We start from the raw sequence: 18,358 nt of genomic DNA, 5'->3' as shown, positions 1-18,358 counted from the left end.
TCATCCTTTCTTCACTTCGACATGAGCCATTTTTTCGTAATATTGAACGATGCCGCCATGGTCAAGCCCAGATTTTCCGTCGGCTTTGAGCGCGTGGAAGATTTCGAGCAGCTGGCTAGAAAGAGGGAGAGGAACGCCGATATCGTGAGCCGTTTCCATCACATTGGTTAAATCCTTTAAGTTAATGTCGATACGTCCGCCTGGTTCAAAGTTACGTTCTAAGATGAGAGGGACTTTTGCATCAAGAACGGCACTTCCTGCCAGCCCACCGCGAATAGCTTCATACATTTTGTCAATGGCAATGCCCGATTTAGCAGCAAGAACGAGCGCCTCGGACATAGCGGCAATATTTAAGTTGACGATGATTTGATTGGCGAGCTTCGCTGTTGTTCCGCTCCCATTTGTGCCAACTAATACAACCTCTGTGCCCATCGCAAGCAGGACATCCTTCACTTGCTCAAAGATGGCTTCTTCGCCGCCAGCCATGATGGCAAGTGTTCCGTCTATTGCCTTCGGTTCTCCGCCGCTGACAGGTGCGTCGATAAATTCTACCTGATGCTGTTTTGTAAGAGCAGCTAAAGCTCTAGAAGTAACAGGAGAAATTGAGCTCATATCTACGACAATCGTTCCAGGTTTAGCTGTAGTTAAAATGCCATGATCACCTGAAACAACAGCCTCTACGTGCTCTCCTTTAGGAAGCATTGTGATAATGATATCGCTTTCAAAAGCGGCATCAGCTGCTGAAAAAGCACCTTTTGCTCCGGCTTTTTGTAACGCTTGAATCGCTTCCTCATTTAGATCGAAAACAGTCACAGTATGACCGGCTTTTAATAGATTAAGTGCCATAGGCTTTCCCATAATACCTAATCCAATGAATCCAAGTTTCTTTGTCACATTGAACGCCTCCTATATAGAAAACCCTTACAAAGAGCGCTTTCTTTTCTGTTTGTTAGTATATATACTATCTTTTATAATTGATAGTAGGAAATAAACTATTGTTCATTTAATGTACATGACGTGATAGGAACGTGTCAACGGAAAATATGAGAAAAGTCACAAAAAAAGACCGGAATCAGCTCCGGCCTTTTGCGTTCATGTTTTATTTTTAGCTACGGCTAATCGAGATCTTTTCACATTTTCAATGGCATTTGATCCTAGTTCTAAAACAGCGGCAACGTATAGTACATCGATGATCACAAGCTGGTTAATACGGGAGATCATGGAGTCAGATCGATAGGTTGTCTCCCTAGAAGAACTGAGCAGATGAAAGTCAGATCGCTTTGCGAGTTCTGATTTCGGATAGCTGGTGATAGAGGCGATTTTTGCTCCCTTTTCTTTAGCAAATTGCACGGCATCGAGAATTTCTCTACTCTCTCCTGAATGGGAGATCGCAACGATAAAATCGTGTTCCGTGGCGTGAGTTGCAATCATGTTCATCATATGCGGATCACTGCATAGACTTACTTCAAAACCAAGCTGGAGGAACTTATGATAAGCATCCCCGGCAATAAAGCTGGACGCACCGGCTCCAAAAAAGACGGTTTTATGTGCCTGTTTCATTTGTTCAATAAATTGCGTGACGGCATGGTCTTCTACTATATGTTTCATATCTTGAATAGAGTTTGTTGTTAACTCTATGACTTTATGTTTAATGTCAGCTACACTATCGGATGCCTCGATTTCACCGTATATGGATTGGGGTGTATTGGTTGCTATATCCTGTGCGACATGGACACGAAACACTTGGTATGATTCATAACCAATTTTCCGTAGAAACCGAAAGATCGTCGTTTCACTTGTATTGCATTCAGAAGCGAGTGCACTAATGGAATGAAGCACAACCTTCTGAGGGTTTTCTAAAATATAATTGGCAATCTTTTTCTGGGTCGGAGACAAACTATGAAACGTCGTCCGAATGTGACTAAAAATATTCTCTTCTATGATAAACACCACACTTCATCTAGCATTCTACATTAAGCATACAGGAACTTATGAAAACGGTAAACAAACCCGAAGTGGGAAAATGAAGAATAATATGGAAATACTGCTTCTTTTGGTTCTTTTGTCATGGTATACTCAATTGGTAATAGACAAAAATGGGGGTTTTTACTATGACAATGAAAAAAGGCCTAACAATCAGTCTGCTCATTTTTTCACTGATTGTTTCGTTGTTTGCGCCAGTTGGATCTGCGGATGCCAAACAAGCAAAAAAAGCGAAAGTAAGCACACACTATTATAAAAAGAAAAAAACGTTTAAATATGCACAAGTGAAAAACCTAAGTAAGGCGCATATGAAAACCATCAATCGTGATTTAAAAGAAGACATCGCATTCTCTTATTCTACTTATTTATACTTAAAGGACGAAGCGAAAAAGGATGGTTTTGGGAAGATCACGTACGAAAGATCGTTTAAAACGAAATTTAACAATGGGAAGAAACTCAGTATCTTAAACTATGATTACATGAATGATGGTGGAATGCACGGCGATACGATGGTTTCCAGCATGAACTATGTGCTAACGAAGAAAAAGACAAAGCAAGTGTTCTTGACAGACGTTGTGAAAACAAAGAAAAAGCGTACGAAAGTAAGAGATTATATTTATAACTACACAAAGAAACATAAGAGCAAATTCTATGCGAACCTGAAAAAAAGAGACATTGAAATCAACTACAACACGCAGTATTACTTCACGAAAAAGGGAATTGCTGTTGTCTTCCAGCCATATGAGATTTCACCTTACTATGTAGGGATACCGGTGATTCAAGTTCCTGCGAAAGTATATAAATAAAAAGAAAAACGACCACTGTATTTGGTCGTTTTTTTGCTATTTATTCAATGAAAAAGAGCCCCTGATGAGGCTCTTTTTTTAGATTTATACTTGTTTAGGTGCCTCGTTTAGTGGGTGACGGCGTTTTCCGTTGTAGTGGCGGCGCATACGAAAGATTTCAAACTCCGAAAGCTCTGCGCTTTTTCGTTTTGGTGTGCGGTTATCTTTTTTGAAAGAGAATAGTAAGTAGCAGCAAAGTGAAGCGATAATCAATAAAATCATCATATGACATTCCTCCAATTCATCCTATTCTTTAAGTGTAGACAGGGTGAGTGATGTTTATAACTGAAAATAAGCAGCAGAATCGGTTTAGTTCTTAAGATTTAGGTGATCTGCTAATTTAGGTCTAAAATACTGGTTGTTTTTAACTATTATATTTCCAGTTATTGCACTCGTCAAGAAGAATTTTTCTGGGGTTGTCTCTATTAGTACGAATAAGTGTCATAAAAGTTTCAGAAAATTGTAAACTTTTATTAAAAAACCGTTCCCGAACAGGAACGGTTGTAAACATATCTATGCTTTTTCTTCAAATAAACGGGCGATTTCAACGATGACTTCTGTTGCTTTCACCATGTTCTCGACAGAAATAAATTCATATTTACCGTGGAAGTTTTCCCCGCCAGTAAAGATGTTTGGTGTTGGAAGACCTTTATATGAAAGCTGGGAGCCATCTGTACCGCCGCGGATTGGTTCGATCACAGGTGTCACTGAGCGGTTTTCCATTGCTTCATGGGCAATATCCACAATGTGTTTCACCGGCTCAATTTTTTCTCTCATATTATAATATTGATCTTGAATTTTGAGATTGATGCTGTTTTCTCCGTAAATGGCTTTTAAGTCACTTGCTATTTTTTCAAATAGTGCTTTGCGATCGTTAAATTTGTCTTTATCAAAATCACGAATAATATATTGAAGCTCTGCTTCTTCGACTTCTCCTACAAACTTCGTGAGATGGAAAAACCCTTCGTAGCCTTCTGTGTATTCCGGTGATTCATCAGATGGTAGCTTGTTGTGGAAGAGCATCCCAATCTTCGCAGCGCTGACCATTTTGTCTTTTGCTGTCCCAGGGTGGACATTGTTTCCTTTAATTGATACTTTCGCACCTGCTGCGTTAAAGCTTTCATATTGCAGCTCCCCGAGTGGTCCTCCGTCAATTGTATACGCATAGGAAGCGCCAAAGGCTTCCACATCAAATTTGTGCGGCCCTCTGCCAATCTCTTCATCTGGTGTAAAGGCGACGCGAATTTTGCCATGCTTGATTTCTGGATGCTCAATTAAGTAATGCATAGCGGTCATAATTTCTGCGATACCTGCTTTGTTATCCGCACCAAGTAAGGTTGTGCCATCTGTTGTGATTAGCGTATGTCCTTGATACTTTTGTAAATTTGGAAACTGTGTTGGAGATAAAACGATATGTAAATCTTCATTTAAGGTGATGTCGCCGCCTTGATAGTTTTCATGAAGCTGCGGTTTTACATTTTTTCCGGTGAAGTCAGTCGCTGTGTCGATGTGAGCCAGGAAGCCAATAGTCGGCACGTCTTTGTCTGTGTTAGACGGGATCGTCCCCATGACATATCCGTTTTCATCCATTGTTACTTCTTGAATCCCGATGGATTTCATTTCTTCAACTAGTTGTCTCGCTAAGTTCAACTGTCCTTCAGTTGATGGGCAACTTTCCTTATCTGCATCCGACTGTGTATCTACCCTCACATAACTCGTGAATCGCTGAATCATTTCTTCTTTCATGTATACGTCACTCCTTTTGTAGAATACGTTCATTTTATCACGTCTTGAATGCGCTTCATAACAAGAAAGGCTTTCTCTGGCAATTAGAGAGGAAAAAGACCTACTTTCATTTTGTGATGTGTTGAATGGTTCTTTAGGGTGATTTTTTTGGGTGTCTTTTTATTTATAATGAGGACATATAAAATCATCCATTTGTACGTTAAATTGGGAGAAAGGGGTGCGAAAGTTGGATTCTAGTCAAACGCTGGCACTCGCTCAAAAGTTTCAGGAAGCAGCTGAAGAGATTCGGCAGTCAAAGCAGTTGCTGGAGAATCGGCTCAAGGCAGTAGGATCAGGCTGGCAAGGAGAAGCAAGGAATAAATTTGATCAAAGCTTTGAAGAAACAACAGCACGCTATGATCAATTTGAAAAGGACTTGCTTGAAACAAGTCAGGAACTGCGCGATGCAGCGGTCAAAATCGAGGAACGGAAAGCTGAAATAGCCAGAATGGAAGAGCTTGAGCGAAAGAGACGAGAAGAACGGAGAGAAAGAAACCGAGAAGGGAGATGATGTGATGGCACGTGACATAGTGGTTGATCCAGATCAGCTGACAGGGCTGGCGAATGATGTTGTAGGCGAACTGTCTGCCATAGAAACGAAGCACCGCGATTTACATAGTGAACTGGATGGTCTTATTTTAGGCTGTGATCCGCGGTATAGAAGCTGTTTTTCAGGCGTCGGGGATGCATGGGGAGCAGGACAAGCTTTGATCAGTAAATTGAGTAGTGATGATATTGCGATTCGTCATGCAAAAGATAAAATGGTCGAAGCAGATGATATTTTACGGAAATTGTACAGTATCTATGATCAATATGGAACACTCACGAGCTTAGCTGGTATTGTGATGATGCAGGCGAAATACTACGGGCTTGGGATGACGACCTTCATTAAAGAAAATGGTCGTTATGCAGCGCAGCATTCAAAGCTACTGCTTGATTTGACGAGCCGGGTAGAAGGAACGAGATTTGACCGACTAGCAAGGATTTGGCTAAGCAATAAAGAATTATTAAAACGATCAAATTGGTCGATGGCTGATTTGGTCCATAAGAAATTCACAAAATTTTATCCTGACGATACAGTTGCATTTACGAATAGTGTCCGTGATTTTACAAAAGGAAGTATCAATTGGAAGGACACGGCTGCGATCAAGTCTGTTTTGAAGAATGGATCAAGATTTGCCAAAGGAAATGCCATCATTGCAACGGTAGTCACTGGTGCAACGGAAACGGTCGGCTGTGGTTTGAAAATTGCAGAGAATTATGCAGAATTCGGTGATCAGCCAGAAGTCCTGAAGCGTGAAAATGCGAAGGCTGTTGGAAATGCAGTGAACAATACGGTCTTTATCGCTGGCGGGTCTGTCGCAGGTGCCGTTGTCGGAGGAGCTCTTGGAAGCTTTGCAGGACCGATTGGAACTGTCGTTGGAGGAGCCATTGGTTCCGCAGTCGGTGGTTTTATAGGAGAAAAAGTTGCCAAGCTGACATCAGGATTTGCTGAGCAGGTTGCAGTGAAATTAAAGGACCCAATTCATGCAGTCGTGGATAAAGGGAGACAAGCATTCGAGCTGGCGGGTCAAGGTGTGAAAGCAGTCAATGACACCATTGATCAGGCAAATCAGGTGATACATAAAGGGATAGAAAAAACAAAAGAAACCGCAGATTCGCTCATAAAAGGTGCAGGCGATTTCTTTAAGGGTGCATTTTCTTTTGGATAAGGAGAGATCAAGTTGGATCAGCTAAGTCTAGCTATTGAGGAACTCATCTTTAGTTTTTACAGTGAAGGCTATTTTGAACAGGGCATGTCCTTAAAGGAAGCCTATTACCCTGATGTAGAGGACGAGCGATTAGGTTTTTTATTTGAAATTGCGTGCCGCTCTTTGCTCGCAAAAGGTGTACTGGAATTTCAAAACAGACAATATCGTTATAAAGCGGAATACCGTCATTTCATTCAGGCGATGAATGATGCATCTCACACCATCAAGGCGTCTCGATTTGGTGATAAAGATGAAGAAATTAGTACCTCCTTTCACACGACACAGATGGGCGTATATGCGCATCATACGCTGTATGATCAACAAGTCCATCAGATTCAAAAACTGAAGGACGACCAGCAGGCAGAGGAACAATTGACTGCCTTTTTCAACCTACAGATGAGTGATCACCCTGAATCTGTCATGACCCTGCAAGCAGAGGAATTTGAAAAACTATTAGAGCAAGCAAGTGAGGCGAAAAATGAGTGGCCTTCCTTCCTTCCTCGAGCTGAGAACGAAGAACTCGTGCAGTCATTTGTTTCGGATGTACAGACGAGAAAAGGAAAGATGGACTCCCTAATGAAGGTCGTCTATGACAAAAATAATACGCCTGATGTGGAATCTATGTTATTTGTTATTCCAGGTGAGAAACAGTCGTGGCTTGTGTCGGGAATAAAAGAAAGTGAATTTCGCGTGGAGACGGCTCATAGAGACGGATTACGTTCTATATTCTAATGGAGAAAAGGAGAATGACGCTTGAATCCAAGTGAAGGAATAGAAGTGAGAAGCAGGACCTTTTTAAGGGTATGGGCTTTTTTAGCAACAGGCGGCTTCGGTATCATCGGTATTTGGTTGTTTTCAGAAGCTCTAACATTTGAATCGAATTATACATTGTTTTTATTTTTAGGCGGACTATTAGGCATGGTCTATGGCTCGATCTCTTTTTTGATGATTCTGCCAGCTTTTACGAGGAGGGGAAATGTGATTTTTCGCATTCAGCGCGGAAAAAATGGTGCTGTGCTGCATCGTGAGCGGACGATCCCTTTTCAAGACATTCAATCCATTGATATGCGCAGGCATCGGTACAGTGTAAGAGGATTTCTCTTCATGGATGTGCTCATTCGGAAAATAGATGGGAAATTGATCAAAATTCCAGCGTACAGTATTTTAGATGAAGAAGTATTCGAGCAAACCGTCAAACAAGAGATCTATCCATATTTAAATCAGACAGCCCAAGAGAAATGGAGACAGCAGCATGGTCAGGTTGAAGAACAGATCAATTAAGTATTATTTGCCAATATCCTAAAGGATGAGGCGCCACTTTTTCGAAAAAATCGTGTATGATGTCAGTAAAGACTGAAGACTCGGAGAGGTGATGAGAGATGGATAAAGAAATGGTAATCGACCTCGTCACAGAACAAATGGCACGGATTCGAAAAGAAAAGAATTATACGCAGGACCGCATGGCTGAGGTACTTGGTTTATCGAAGCGTCATTTGCAGCAGGTTGAAAAAAATAGGCTTCGCCTCAACTGGACGCAAACTGCGGCCGTATGTGCATTATTCAGGGATAGTGACATTTTAAAAGGGACACTTGGAGATGATCCGCTTGAGATTCTGGAAGTCGTTGCACATGATGAATTGCATTTATCGGTGGAACGTACGATCGGCGGAAAGGTTTGGTGGCGGACATCTATCAAAAAAGGCACATTTCGTCTTCAGCAAAATGTGCTGAGTCAGCATTACCGCATTTTAGATGATGAGAATTATCGCTATTATAGTTCGTTTAATAAAGAAGAAGCGAAGCGGCGCTTAGAGGAACTAAGTCAGTTGTCTTCTCCTTATTCATAAGCAGTTAAAAAAAAGAGAGGCACCCGATTGGTAGGGGCCTCTCTTTTTTGTGTTTTATACTTTTAGGGTGTTTTTCGCCCGAATAAAGGCAACAAGCTGTTTGATTTCTTCATCATTTAGGGGAACCCCGTCTACAAGAATGGTTCCTTCTTTTGCTTCGGTCAGTTCAATTTTGATATCAGAGATTTTACGTTGTATCTCTGGCTCGTCCGTTCTACCAAGTAAAAAATCAATGGACGTATCATACAAATCAGCCAGGCGCTTCACTGCTTCAAGCGAAGGTCGTCGGTACCCAGATTCGTAACCGGCATAGGTGCTTTTGGCGATACCTAGGCGATCTGCCGTATGCTGGAGAGACCATTTTTTCTTTTTTCTAAGAGTGGTTAAACGATCGAGTATCATTACATGAACGCTCCTTTATATACAACAACAGTATATCATATTTTGTGATAGAATGTACGCGTTATGCGTAATAATTTCTTGATTAATTCGCGTTATGTGACTATAATGGCAATGAAGGTACGCGTAAAGCGTATATTATAGAATAGCACAAGCTGGCTTATAATATGTGTGACAAACGTAGTAATTTTACTGAAAGAGGTGGACCTGTTGAAGAAATTATTGCTTTTAACCACTGGTGGGACGATTGCATCTGTAGAGAGTGAAAATGGTTTGGCTCCAGGTGTTAAAGCTGAGGACCTTTTAAGCTATTTAAACGAAATTAATGCAGAGTACACAATGGACACAAAGTCCCTAATGAGTATAGATAGTACAAATATGCAGCCTGAATACTGGGTAGATATCGCAACAGCCATTTATGAAAATTATGATCAATATGACGGCTTTGTCGTCACGCATGGAACCGATACAATGGCCTATACATCAGCAGCACTATCTTATATGCTGCAAAATCCGGATAAGCCAATTGTCATTACAGGCTCACAAATCCCGATTACGTTCAAGAAAACAGATGCGAAGAAAAACATCACTGATGCGATTCGCTTTGCATGTGACGGCGTAGGCGGCGTGTATGTTGTCTTTGATGGCAGAGTGATTCAAGGGACACGCGCAATCAAATTAAGAACGAAAAGCTACGATGCATTTGAAAGTATTAACTATCCATATATTGCATCGATTGAAAACCATCAAATTGAATACAATAGCAAAGTAAAAAGATCGTCAATGAAACCGCTTAAATTAGACGCATCCTTAAACACCGACGTTTGTCTCTTGAAATTGCACCCAGGTCTAAAGCCTGAATTCTTAGATGCAATCAAAGGTGTATACAAAGGAGTCGTTATCGAAAGCTACGGCAGCGGCGGAATTCCTTTCGAAGGAAGAAACCTTTTAGAGAAAATCAACGAATTGCTCGAAGAAGGCATTTCTGTTGTCATCACAACTCAGTGTCTTGAAGAAGGAGAAGACATGAGCGTGTATGAAGTAGGACGCAAAATCAATCAAGAACTGGTGGCACGTTCACGAAACATGAACACAGAAGCCATCGTGCCGAAACTCATGTGGGCATTAGGTAAAACAACAGACCCAAGAGAAGTGAAAAAGATTATGGAAACGCCGATCGCAGAAGATTTAGTGATTTAACTATTCTATAGAAAGCAGGTCATATCAGATGGTTCAAGCAACTTATCGCTATGAGAAGGATTTTCTTGGAGAAAAAGAAATTCTAGCAGACGTGTATTATGGAGTTCAAACCCTTCGTGCAAAGGAAAATTTCCCGATTACGGGATACCGCATGCATGAGGAACTGATTAGAGCCTTTGCCATCGTGAAAAAAGCAGCAGCTCAAGCCAATATGGAAGTTGGACGTTTATATGAAGGAATTGGAAATGCCATCGTACAAGCTTCTGATGAGGTCATTGAAGGTAAGCTGCATGAGTACTTTATTGTAGACCCAATTCAAGGCGGCGCAGGAACGTCGATGAATATGAATGCCAATGAAGTCATTGGAAACAGAGCGCTAGAAATCATGGGACATCAAAAGGGTGAATACATCCATTTAAGCCCAAACACACATGTAAACATGTCACAATCCACGAATGACTCGTTTCCAACAGCTATCCACATTGCTGTATTGAAGCAATTAGACATTCTGCTTGAGACAATGCAAACGATGCAGGACGTATTCCAAAAGAAAGCGAAAGAATTTGATCATGTGATCAAAATGGGACGTACGCACCTGCAGGATGCTGTTCCAATTCGTTTAGGACAGGAATTTGAAGCTTACAGCCGCGTGCTCAGCCGCGATATTAAGCGGATCAACCAATCAAAGCAGCATTTATATGAAGTCAACATGGGTGCAACAGCAGTTGGGACAGGCCTAAACGCAGATCCTCGTTATATTGAGATCGTCGTGAAGAAGCTAGCCGATATTTCTGGTCTTCCGCTTGTAGGCGCAGAGCATCTTGTAGATGCAACGCAAAATACAGATGCTTACACAGAGGTGTCTGCTGCATTAAAAGTATGCATGATGAACATGTCTAAGATTGCCAATGACCTTCGTCTAATGGCTTCTGGTCCACGTGCAGGTCTTGCTGAAATTGCATTGCCAGCTCGTCAGCCAGGATCATCCATTATGCCTGGGAAAGTCAATCCAGTTATGGCAGAGCTCATTAACCAAATCGCATTCCAGGTCATTGGGAATGACCACACCATCTGTCTTGCCTCTGAAGCAGGTCAGCTTGAGTTAAATGTGATGGAGCCTGTTTTGGTCTTTAACTTACTTCAATCTATTAGTATAATGAATAACGGCTTCCGTTCATTCACAGATCATTGCTTAGTGGACATTGAAGCAAATGAAAAACGTTTGAAAGAATATGTAGAAAAAAGCGCAGGCGTGATCACTGCAGTGAATCCTCATTTAGGCTATGAAGCAGCGGCTAGAATCGCTAGGGAAGCCATTTTAACAGGACAATCGATCAGAGATCTTTGCTTGCAAAATGATGTATTAACAGAAGAAGAACTTGATATTATTTTGAATCCATTCGAGATGACAAAGCCTGGAATTGCGGGTGCAGAGCTCCTAGAGCGATAATAATATCAAAAATTTTATTTTATTAATATGTAGAATTGCCTGTGAAATAGAGAAAAACAGGCAATTCACTTTCTTTCGAATTGACACACTTTTTTCACAATATTTTGAAAACGCTTAACGCGTATACAAAGGGAGGAAACACAATGAAATCACCACGTCTGCCGTCTATGTTAGAAGTCGTGTCTGTACTTGGCTTGTTTTTAGCAATTGTTTTATCTTTTACTCTTTATTTCAAATTGGATATTCAACTAGCATTGTTTATCTCATGGTTTATGGTTATCGCATTAGGTATTCGATTGGGGCATTCCTATAAGGATCTTCAAAATGCGATCACAAAAGGGATATCAAATGGTTTAGAAGCCATTTTAATCTTAATTGCAGTAGGTGCACTTGTTGGTACATGGATTGCAGGTGGGGTTGTACCTACGTTAATCTATTATGGTTTAGAGTTTATTCATCCTAATATCTTCTTATTAGCTACGCTTGTCATCTGTGCACTCATGTCCATTGCAACAGGAACCTCTTGGGGGACGGTCGGAACAGCAGGGATTGCGATGATCGCAATTGGTGAAGGGCTTGGTATTCCACTTCCGATTGTGGCAGGTGCCGTCTTATCTGGTGCTTATTTTGGAGATAAATTATCCCCATTATCAGATAGTACAGTGCTCGCTTCCTCACTTTCAAAAGTGGACGTGCTGGCGCATGTTCGAGCGATGATGGTTTTATCCATACCAGCCTTTGTTATAACGGCCATTATGTTTACGGTTACAGGCTTTATGTATGGAGGACGCAACATTGATCAAGATAAAGTAGAGTTTTTGAAAAATGCTCTTCATGATACATTCACCATCAACATTTGGATGGTCATCCCAGCAGTAGTGGTTGTATTACTGCTCGTATTTAAGAAACCTTCAATGCCTGTTATAGCTATTGGTGCTCTTTTAGGATCTATTTGGGCGATGGCTTTCCAAGGAATGAATCCAGCAGATGCGATTGGTTCAGCATACAATGGCTTCTCTATTAATTCAGATGTAGATTTCTTAAATACGCTGTTAAATCGTGGTGGTATTGTGAATATGCTTGGATCTTTAGTGGTCATTATTCTCGGGCTTGGGTTTGGTGGCGTACTTGAATATCTAGGCGTTCTAAAAGTAATTGTTTCTACTTTTGAGAAGAAATTATATAATGCAGGAAATGTAACTCTATCTACACTTGTTGTAGCATTCTTTGCAAATATTTTCGGATGTGCAATGTACGTTTCATTAATTCTTACACCGAAGATTATGGAAAAAAGCTACGATAAATTGAAAATAGACAGACGTGTTCTATCTAGAAACGCTGAAGTCGGTGGAACGATGACGTCTGGTATGGTTCCTTGGTCAGATAACGGGATTTATATGGCGGGAATTCTAGGCGTATCCACATTCTCTTATTTACCATTTATGTGGTTGAGCTTTGTGGCCATCGGTCTTGCTATTATTTACGGATATACAGGGAAATTTATCTGGTACGTTAAGAATCCACCACAAGAATCAGAAGAATCGGCTTCATAAGCCGTTTACAAAAGCCGCTCCTCTAACGGGCGGCTTTTGTTTGTCCTAGGTCTGTATGACTATATGTGACATCTCACAAATAATCAGGATGTAAGACCCCCTATAAAAGGGGGCTTAAGAGGTAATGAGAAGCAGAATGAAAGCATATTTATCCCATAAAAAGGGCACAAATCCCTATTCAAACGTGAGTCTTTGAACCTTATAATAACAATATTGGAAAAAGTGCTATTCACCTTACGCTCGTTTAGAAGAACTCTAAGCAGCGTTTTTATTTTTTTGTCAGGAGGAGGAACCCATAATGAGCTTATCGGATATGCTGTCTGCCCTAAACGGTGGCATTACAAGTAAAAAGGCAGAAATCGAAGAGAAAATCGCTCGACTGAAAAAGGCGAAAAGTAAGGTCGAACGTGAACAAGATGCGGCAGAAACAGACCTGAAGCAAATCAAGCAGCCAAAGCTTGGGACCTCTTGGAAAGGTGAGCGAAGCCAAGATTTCAAATCAGAACGAAATGAAGCCCATGATGCGTTGCAAACGATTGTGAACGATAAGTACCCACGCTATGTGAGCCGCATCGAATTCAAAATTAGTACGTTAGAAGCTGAACAAGCAGCGTTATCCTTTGCCAGTTCCCTAGCTGGAGACGCCGCACGTCTTGCTGAAAAAGGAGAAGACGCAGTGGAGGACGCCAAACGCTTGATCTCAAAAGCATGGAGCAGCTTATAAGCCAACTTCATGCTGAACAAACTTGGAGGATATCACGATGGGACAAATTAAGTTAAACTACCAAACAGTTATGAATCAACTAGACGAAGTCTCCCAAGCAGTCGAAGCTTTAACAATGAAAAAAGCAGCAGATAAAGCAGGTGAAAACAGCCTTGAATTTGTGACCAAGTGGACGGCACGTGAGGCAGAGGTGAACGAAATGGTCTCAAGTTTTAAAGAAGCTTTAACCAAAAATGTCCAGGATACACGCTCGAATGTGAAAACCTTAAAAGAACAGGATGAAGCGATTGCGGCAAAATAAATGCAATCGTTTTTCTAATGGGTTTCATGGGATGAAGCAAAATATAGATCTAAAGACACATATATCATTCGGGATATACGACCTTGTATTATTCCGTTTTTCTTCCAAGCGCGTCACTAAAAGGACACCTTTTCCCTATTTAAGACTGAGGCTTTTCACCTTATACTATATTTAATGAAAGCAAAACGATAGAAATGTCAGGTTTGGAAAAATCAAGTGAGTCGATCATTTCTAATGCTCTGACGCTGTGCTTTCGTATGAGGTCCGATAGAGGTGGATGACATGAGTTTATCCGAGATGCTACACCATCTGCATATGGGAATTGAAAACAGACGTGCAGAATTTGATGAAATGATCTCTCGGTTAAAGACAGCCAAAAGCAATATTCGAACAGAACAAGATCTTGCGCAGTCAGACATAAAGGAAATCAAGAAGCCTGCTCTAGATTCGTCATGGAAAGGTGAGAGAGGAACTGACTTTCATCACCACCGAAAAGACGCCTACCAAGTCATGCACGACATCGTAAACAATGAGTATGAAAAATATATCTCCGAAATTGATCAAAAAATCTTGCATTTTGAATTGAAAAAAATGGAGCTGGCTGTCGCCAGTAATTTTGCCGGAAGAGCCCAGGACGTGATGGAAAAGGGCGAGGATTTTGCGCTCGATGTTAAACATCTGATTGAACGGGGCTGGAAGGCTCTTTAAAATAATAAAACAGCCATCTCATCAGCGAGCGGCTGTTTTTTTGTTTAGTCACATCCACCACCACTATCACCAGAATCTCCTCCCCCGCAGGAGACATCAGAAGCGTGATGACTATAAGAATCAGTATAGGTACTTGTTGTTGAACTGTGATGAGAGGAACGTTTAGCAGATGTACGTTGATCCTTTGGTGTGAACAGATGAGCAACGATTGCGCCTAAAGAAGCCAATATGATGATAACCACAAACATAAAAGAACCCATGATGTATCCCTCCTCTTGTTTTCTATTCATACGAATGAGCCATATCGTGGTTCCCGAATTGAAAGAAAAACTGGGCAAAGAGTTCTACTTTCGTTTATGATGATAGGCAAAAGTAAATGCCAAGGGAGGAGAGATCATGCTATCTCTACGTCAGGAGGAGCTTCTGAAACGACTGATGCAAGCGGAACAGGAACTGACTAGTGAAGAAATTGCCCGCATGATTGGTGTCACATCAAGAACCATCCGAACAGATATGAAAGCGCTTAAATCTACTTTAGCTGAATATGGAGCCGTACTCCATATCAAACGCGGGGCAGGGTATACATTGACCGTCGAGGATTATGGGTCTTTTCGTACATTTTTGAAAAAATCATTGGGAGAAAGAAATGAAAAAAAAGAACAGATTATCCCCAATCAGCCTGAAGACCGTGTAGCCTATCTATTGAAAAGGCTGCTTCTATCTGAAGACTATATAAAGTTAGATGCGTTGGCAGAGGAATTGTTTGTGAGTGAATCGACAGTGAAAAATGATTTGAAAGCGGTCAGACATTTATTTTCATTACATGGACTTTCTGTGTCACATCGTCCTAAATATGGCCTAAGGCTGACAGGGGAGGAAATGAAATTAAGATATTGTATGGCTGAGCATGTGTTTCAAAAAGCGCATGCGAACTCTACGCTGTTACCTGAAGAAACGTATCAATTCATTCAGGGTATCGTGCGTTCACGTACAAAAGCTAGCGGACTTTATCTGTCAGAGATTGGTTTAAGTAATTTGGTCACCCACATCGCCATTGCATGCAAGCGAATTGAAGAGAAAAAAATAGTCATGATGCCAGAAACGGAATTGAAAGAGATTCAAGTCCAGCCTGTTTTCCAAGTAGCTCAACAAATGGCAGAAGATATTCGGCATGTGCTAGGAATTGAGTTTCCATTATCTGAAATGGCGTATATTGCAATTCACTTGATGGGAGCGAAGATGATGGCTTACGGAGATGCGGGTCATACGCTATTTCATCTTCTAGAAGAAGATCACTTTCGCTTCGTTCACCAATTGCTTGCTTATGTAGAGGAGCACATGTCACTTAATATTCAATTTGATAAAGAATTAATCGTTGGATTAAGTCTTCATTTACGTTCTGCTATTCATCGTTTTAGGTACGGTATGAACATTCGTAATCCTTATTTAACGGACATTAAAAGGCATTATCCCATTGCATTTGAAGCTGGTGTTTATATGGGGAGATGGCTGAAAGAAAAAGAGGGAATTGAGATTCATGAGGATGAGATTGGGTATTTGGCGCTTCATATCGGGGCTGCAATCGAGCGAACAAAATCACAGCACGTGAAAAAGAGATGCCTAATTGTATGTGCGACGGGTGTCGCCAGCAGTCAGCTCCTTCTTCATAAGCTGAAAGCAGCTTTTAGCGAAAGGATGGAAATCGTTGGTACCGCCAGTGTTGGGGAAATGTCTTCGTACGATTTGAGAAGCATTGATTTTATTATTAGTACCATTCCGCTTCAGAACACGTTGCCGGTGCCAGTAGTTGATGTACATACGATTCTAAGTGACGATGATATTGTTCGGCTGAAACGGTTTGTGCAGGGCGCGCAGGATACAGGGGTTTTGCGTTATGTGAGTCCGCCGCTGACATTTTTTCAGCAAGACCTTCAATCAAGAGAAGAGGTTCTGCAATTTTTCGTGAACGTGCTCAAGGAACAGGATCGCATCCCAGAAGAGTTTGAACAATTATTGCTGGAAAGAGAGCAAGTGTCACCGACATCGTTTGGTCATTTGGTTGCGATTCCTCATCCGATTAAGCCAGCAACAGATGACACGTTTTGTGCGATCTGTACGTTGAAAAAACCGGTGCTGTGGGGTGAAAATCGGGTACAAGTCGTTTGTTTGTTAAGCATCCAGAAGACGTATCAAAAAGAATTACAGTCACTTTATCAATTTCTTGTACGGCTGACAGAGCGCAAGGAAGTGGTAGATCAACTCATCAAGGCCGCTTCATTTGAAGAACTGACGGCGGCGCTACAAGTATTGGAGCATCCGAATGAAAAAAAGGGACACTCATTTCCGCATCTGTGAGGAAAAAGATTAGATGTTAATGAAAGCGCTTTTAAAATAACATCAAAAAGGAGGATGATCACGAGTTTTTGCAAAGGGGGAGACAGATCATGAGCTTCAAGGAGAAAGCGGCAGACGTCATGGGGAATGTGGCTTATCGTATCACGAATCAGAAATATATTATGGCGATTAAACAGGCATTTGTCACACTGATGCCAATCATCATTACAGGGGCTTTTGCTGTATTGGTGGCAAATATGATTATGAGCCCAGAAACAGGGCTTGCTCATTTTGAGATGTTCAGATTTTTAGCGGAGCTTCAGCCAATTATGAAGGCAATCAATTATGCCACGCTGAACTTTTTAACGATTGGGGCTGTGTTCCTCATCGGAATAGAGCTTGGGAAAATCAACGGGCACAAGTCTCTGTTCCCAGGGCTGATGGCATTGATTTCATTTATTTCTGTTATTCCAACGACACTTCTTCTTGAAGTGGATGGATCGATGCGTGAAGTTGTAGATGTACTGGCAAGGCAATTTTCCGATCCAAAAAGTTTATTTTTAGGGATGATCATAGCGATCGTATCTGTAGAAATTTTTTGTAAGCTGACTAAGGTGAAATGGCTGCAAATCAAGATGCCAGATTCTGTTCCATCGAATGTGGCAACATCTTTTTCGTCACTTTTTCCTTCGATCATTACGATTACGATCATTAGTTCCTTCGGCTTTGCATTTCATCGTTTGACAGGCATTTATTTGCATGAAGCAGTGTATAACGTGGTGCAACGTCCGCTAGAAAGTGTTGTACAGGGTCTACCGGGAATTTTAACCTTGATGTTTGTGGCGCAATTTTTCTGGGTGATCGGCATCCATGGCAATCAGATGATCAAACCGATCAGGGAGCCACTCTTATTAGGATCGATTGCAGTAAATATGACAGCATTTCAAGAAGGAAAAGAGATTCCGAATATCATCACGATGCCATTTTGGGATGTGTATATGAGCATCGGTGGTTCAGGTGTGACCATTGGGCTTTTGATTGCGATTTTTATTGCTGGAAGAAGGGAAGAGATGCGAAGTATTGCCAAGCTCTCATCTGGTCCAGGTCTCTTCAATATCAATGAACCCGTTATTTTTGGCTTACCTGTCATGTTAAACCCTGTGATGGCAATTCCATTTATCGTCACACCCCTTGTGACAGGAACGATTGGTTACATTGCGACAGCTACAGGGTTTGCTGGTAAAGCCGTCGTGATGGTGCCGTGGACGACACCACCAATCGTGAATGCATGGCTGTCCACCGCTGGCAGCATGGGGGCTGTCATCACACAGCTTATCTGTATTGTGGTCGCAGTCTTCATCTATTTGCCATTTGTTCTCTTGTCTAACCGCAAACCAGAAACGGCACCAGATTCAGAGTAAAAGGAGTGACATGAATGAACATGCAATTCAGGTGGTACGGAGAGGGTGATCCCGTAT

The 18,358-nt window shown here is 41.4% G+C and carries 20 protein-coding genes; 14 read left to right on the top strand and 6 right to left on the bottom strand.

Translation table 11 applies throughout. The features are described 5' to 3' along the window. Both garR and MKX52_RS17775 read right to left on the bottom strand, forming a co-directional pair. A complete protein-coding gene (garR, locus tag MKX52_RS17780) occupies positions 1-894 on the bottom strand; it encodes a 2-hydroxy-3-oxopropionate reductase (protein ID WP_342491157.1) in 894 nt (297 codons plus the stop codon). A 198-nt stretch (positions 895-1,092) separates the two neighbouring features. Then, positions 1,093-1,950 (bottom strand): MurR/RpiR family transcriptional regulator, encoded by an 858-nt coding sequence (locus MKX52_RS17775; RefSeq protein ID WP_176372673.1) that lies wholly within the window; start codon positions 1,948-1,950, stop codon positions 1,093-1,095. A gap of 161 nt (positions 1,951-2,111) precedes the next feature. On the opposite strand from MKX52_RS17775, the gene MKX52_RS17770 reads away from it, so the two are divergent. Then, complete coding sequence (locus MKX52_RS17770) at positions 2,112-2,789, top strand: DUF3298 and DUF4163 domain-containing protein (protein WP_041816056.1); 678 nt, start codon at positions 2,112-2,114, stop codon at positions 2,787-2,789. An 84-nt stretch (positions 2,790-2,873) separates the two neighbouring features. Here the strand turns inward: MKX52_RS17770 and MKX52_RS17765 are convergent, their stop codons facing one another. Both MKX52_RS17765 and pepT read right to left on the bottom strand, forming a co-directional pair. Further along, the gene (locus tag MKX52_RS17765) at positions 2,874-3,053 is read right to left on the bottom strand and encodes a hypothetical protein (protein WP_041816054.1); all 180 of its coding nucleotides are present in this window, start codon (positions 3,051-3,053) and stop codon (positions 2,874-2,876) included. Between the two features lie 288 nt (positions 3,054-3,341). Beyond that, on the bottom strand, positions 3,342-4,574 hold the full coding sequence (gene pepT, locus MKX52_RS17760; protein ID WP_342491156.1) for a peptidase T: 1,233 nt from the start codon (positions 4,572-4,574) through the stop codon (positions 3,342-3,344). A gap of 226 nt (positions 4,575-4,800) precedes the next feature. On the opposite strand from pepT, the gene MKX52_RS17755 reads away from it, so the two are divergent. The 5 genes from MKX52_RS17755 (at position 4,801) to MKX52_RS17735 (ending at position 8,211) form a co-directional block, all read left to right on the top strand. Further along, a complete protein-coding gene (locus MKX52_RS17755; RefSeq protein ID WP_041816052.1) occupies positions 4,801-5,124 on the top strand; it encodes a WXG100 family type VII secretion target in 324 nt (107 codons plus the stop codon). Positions 5,125-5,128: 4 nt separating this feature from the next. After that, entirely contained in the window at positions 5,129-6,325 is a 1,197-nt protein-coding gene (locus MKX52_RS17750) for a glycine zipper domain-containing protein (protein WP_144468077.1), read from the top strand. 12 nt (positions 6,326-6,337) lie between these two features. Continuing rightward, complete coding sequence (locus MKX52_RS17745) at positions 6,338-7,096, top strand: hypothetical protein (protein WP_342491155.1); 759 nt, start codon at positions 6,338-6,340, stop codon at positions 7,094-7,096. 21 nt (positions 7,097-7,117) lie between these two features. Next, positions 7,118-7,645 (top strand): YfjD family protein, encoded by a 528-nt coding sequence (locus MKX52_RS17740; RefSeq protein WP_342491154.1) that lies wholly within the window; start codon positions 7,118-7,120, stop codon positions 7,643-7,645. A 98-nt stretch (positions 7,646-7,743) separates the two neighbouring features. Continuing rightward, positions 7,744-8,211 carry a helix-turn-helix transcriptional regulator gene (locus tag MKX52_RS17735; RefSeq protein WP_012011745.1) on the top strand — a complete coding sequence of 156 codons (468 nt, stop codon included), beginning with the start codon at positions 7,744-7,746 and terminating at the stop codon, positions 8,209-8,211. A 54-nt stretch (positions 8,212-8,265) separates the two neighbouring features. On the opposite strand, the gene MKX52_RS17730 is transcribed toward MKX52_RS17735, so the two are convergent. Next, positions 8,266-8,613 (bottom strand): helix-turn-helix transcriptional regulator, encoded by a 348-nt coding sequence (locus MKX52_RS17730; RefSeq protein ID WP_003214932.1) that lies wholly within the window; start codon positions 8,611-8,613, stop codon positions 8,266-8,268. A gap of 207 nt (positions 8,614-8,820) precedes the next feature. Here MKX52_RS17730 and MKX52_RS17725 point away from each other — a divergent pair, with 207 nt between their 5' ends. The 6 genes from MKX52_RS17725 to MKX52_RS17700 all read left to right on the top strand — a co-directional run bounded on the left by MKX52_RS17725 (position 8,821) and on the right by MKX52_RS17700 (position 14,546). Next, positions 8,821-9,810, top strand: a complete 990-nt coding sequence (locus MKX52_RS17725) for an asparaginase (protein WP_003215391.1) — start codon at positions 8,821-8,823, stop codon at positions 9,808-9,810. A gap of 28 nt (positions 9,811-9,838) precedes the next feature. Beyond that, positions 9,839-11,260, top strand: a complete 1,422-nt coding sequence (gene aspA / locus MKX52_RS17720) for an aspartate ammonia-lyase (RefSeq protein WP_012011744.1) — start codon at positions 9,839-9,841, stop codon at positions 11,258-11,260. A 143-nt stretch (positions 11,261-11,403) separates the two neighbouring features. Beyond that, positions 11,404-12,813 (top strand): Na+/H+ antiporter NhaC, encoded by a 1,410-nt coding sequence (gene nhaC / locus MKX52_RS17715; RefSeq protein WP_144458109.1) that lies wholly within the window; start codon positions 11,404-11,406, stop codon positions 12,811-12,813. Between the two features lie 298 nt (positions 12,814-13,111). Further along, positions 13,112-13,537 (top strand): DUF5082 family protein, encoded by a 426-nt coding sequence (locus MKX52_RS17710; RefSeq protein WP_050944558.1) that lies wholly within the window; start codon positions 13,112-13,114, stop codon positions 13,535-13,537. Between the two features lie 37 nt (positions 13,538-13,574). Beyond that, positions 13,575-13,838: a YwqI/YxiC family protein gene (locus tag MKX52_RS17705; RefSeq protein ID WP_012011741.1), complete on the top strand. Its 264-nt coding sequence runs from the start codon at positions 13,575-13,577 to the stop codon at positions 13,836-13,838. A gap of 282 nt (positions 13,839-14,120) precedes the next feature. Beyond that, a complete protein-coding gene (locus MKX52_RS17700; protein WP_012011740.1) occupies positions 14,121-14,546 on the top strand; it encodes a DUF5082 family protein in 426 nt (141 codons plus the stop codon). A gap of 44 nt (positions 14,547-14,590) precedes the next feature. Here the strand turns inward: MKX52_RS17700 and MKX52_RS17695 are convergent, their stop codons facing one another. Continuing rightward, a complete protein-coding gene (locus MKX52_RS17695; RefSeq protein ID WP_225970040.1) occupies positions 14,591-14,806 on the bottom strand; it encodes a hypothetical protein in 216 nt (71 codons plus the stop codon). A gap of 136 nt (positions 14,807-14,942) precedes the next feature. On the opposite strand from MKX52_RS17695, the gene MKX52_RS17690 reads away from it, so the two are divergent. Next, positions 14,943-16,901, top strand: coding sequence for a BglG family transcription antiterminator (locus tag MKX52_RS17690; RefSeq protein WP_342491153.1), 1,959 nt, complete (start codon positions 14,943-14,945; stop codon positions 16,899-16,901). A gap of 89 nt (positions 16,902-16,990) precedes the next feature. Beyond that, positions 16,991-18,301, top strand: coding sequence for a PTS transporter subunit EIIC (locus MKX52_RS17685; RefSeq protein WP_144498901.1), 1,311 nt, complete (start codon positions 16,991-16,993; stop codon positions 18,299-18,301). The last annotated feature ends 57 nt before the right edge of the window (positions 18,302-18,358 follow it).

It is taken from the genome of Bacillus sp. FSL R5-0422 (assembly GCF_038610765.1).
Taxonomy (GTDB): domain Bacteria; phylum Bacillota; class Bacilli; order Bacillales; family Bacillaceae; genus Bacillus; species Bacillus pumilus_O.
This window is presented reverse-complemented; position numbering and strand designations above follow the sequence as displayed.

Bases quoted from the DNA above. Each gene is read 5' to 3' on its own strand.
- MKX52_RS17770 (WP_041816056.1), top strand. From the start codon at position 2,112: ATGACAATGAAAAAAGGCCTAACAATCAGTCTGCTCATTTTTTCACTG.
- MKX52_RS17765 (WP_041816054.1), bottom strand. From the start codon at position 3,053: ATGATGATTTTATTGATTATCGCTTCACTTTGCTGCTACTTACTATTC.
- pepT (WP_342491156.1), bottom strand. From the start codon at position 4,574: ATGAAAGAAGAAATGATTCAGCGATTCACGAGTTATGTGAGGGTAGAT.
- MKX52_RS17750 (WP_144468077.1), top strand. From the start codon at position 5,129: ATGGCACGTGACATAGTGGTTGATCCAGATCAGCTGACAGGGCTGGCG.
- MKX52_RS17735 (WP_012011745.1), top strand. From the start codon at position 7,744: ATGGATAAAGAAATGGTAATCGACCTCGTCACAGAACAAATGGCACGG.
- MKX52_RS17730 (WP_003214932.1), bottom strand. From the start codon at position 8,613: ATGATACTCGATCGTTTAACCACTCTTAGAAAAAAGAAAAAATGGTCT.
- aspA (WP_012011744.1), top strand. From the start codon at position 9,839: ATGGTTCAAGCAACTTATCGCTATGAGAAGGATTTTCTTGGAGAAAAA.
- nhaC (WP_144458109.1), top strand. From the start codon at position 11,404: ATGAAATCACCACGTCTGCCGTCTATGTTAGAAGTCGTGTCTGTACTT.
- MKX52_RS17710 (WP_050944558.1), top strand. From the start codon at position 13,112: ATGAGCTTATCGGATATGCTGTCTGCCCTAAACGGTGGCATTACAAGT.
- MKX52_RS17705 (WP_012011741.1), top strand. From the start codon at position 13,575: ATGGGACAAATTAAGTTAAACTACCAAACAGTTATGAATCAACTAGAC.
- MKX52_RS17700 (WP_012011740.1), top strand. From the start codon at position 14,121: ATGAGTTTATCCGAGATGCTACACCATCTGCATATGGGAATTGAAAAC.
- MKX52_RS17695 (WP_225970040.1), bottom strand. From the start codon at position 14,806: ATGGGTTCTTTTATGTTTGTGGTTATCATCATATTGGCTTCTTTAGGC.
- MKX52_RS17690 (WP_342491153.1), top strand. From the start codon at position 14,943: ATGCTATCTCTACGTCAGGAGGAGCTTCTGAAACGACTGATGCAAGCG.
- MKX52_RS17685 (WP_144498901.1), top strand. From the start codon at position 16,991: ATGAGCTTCAAGGAGAAAGCGGCAGACGTCATGGGGAATGTGGCTTAT.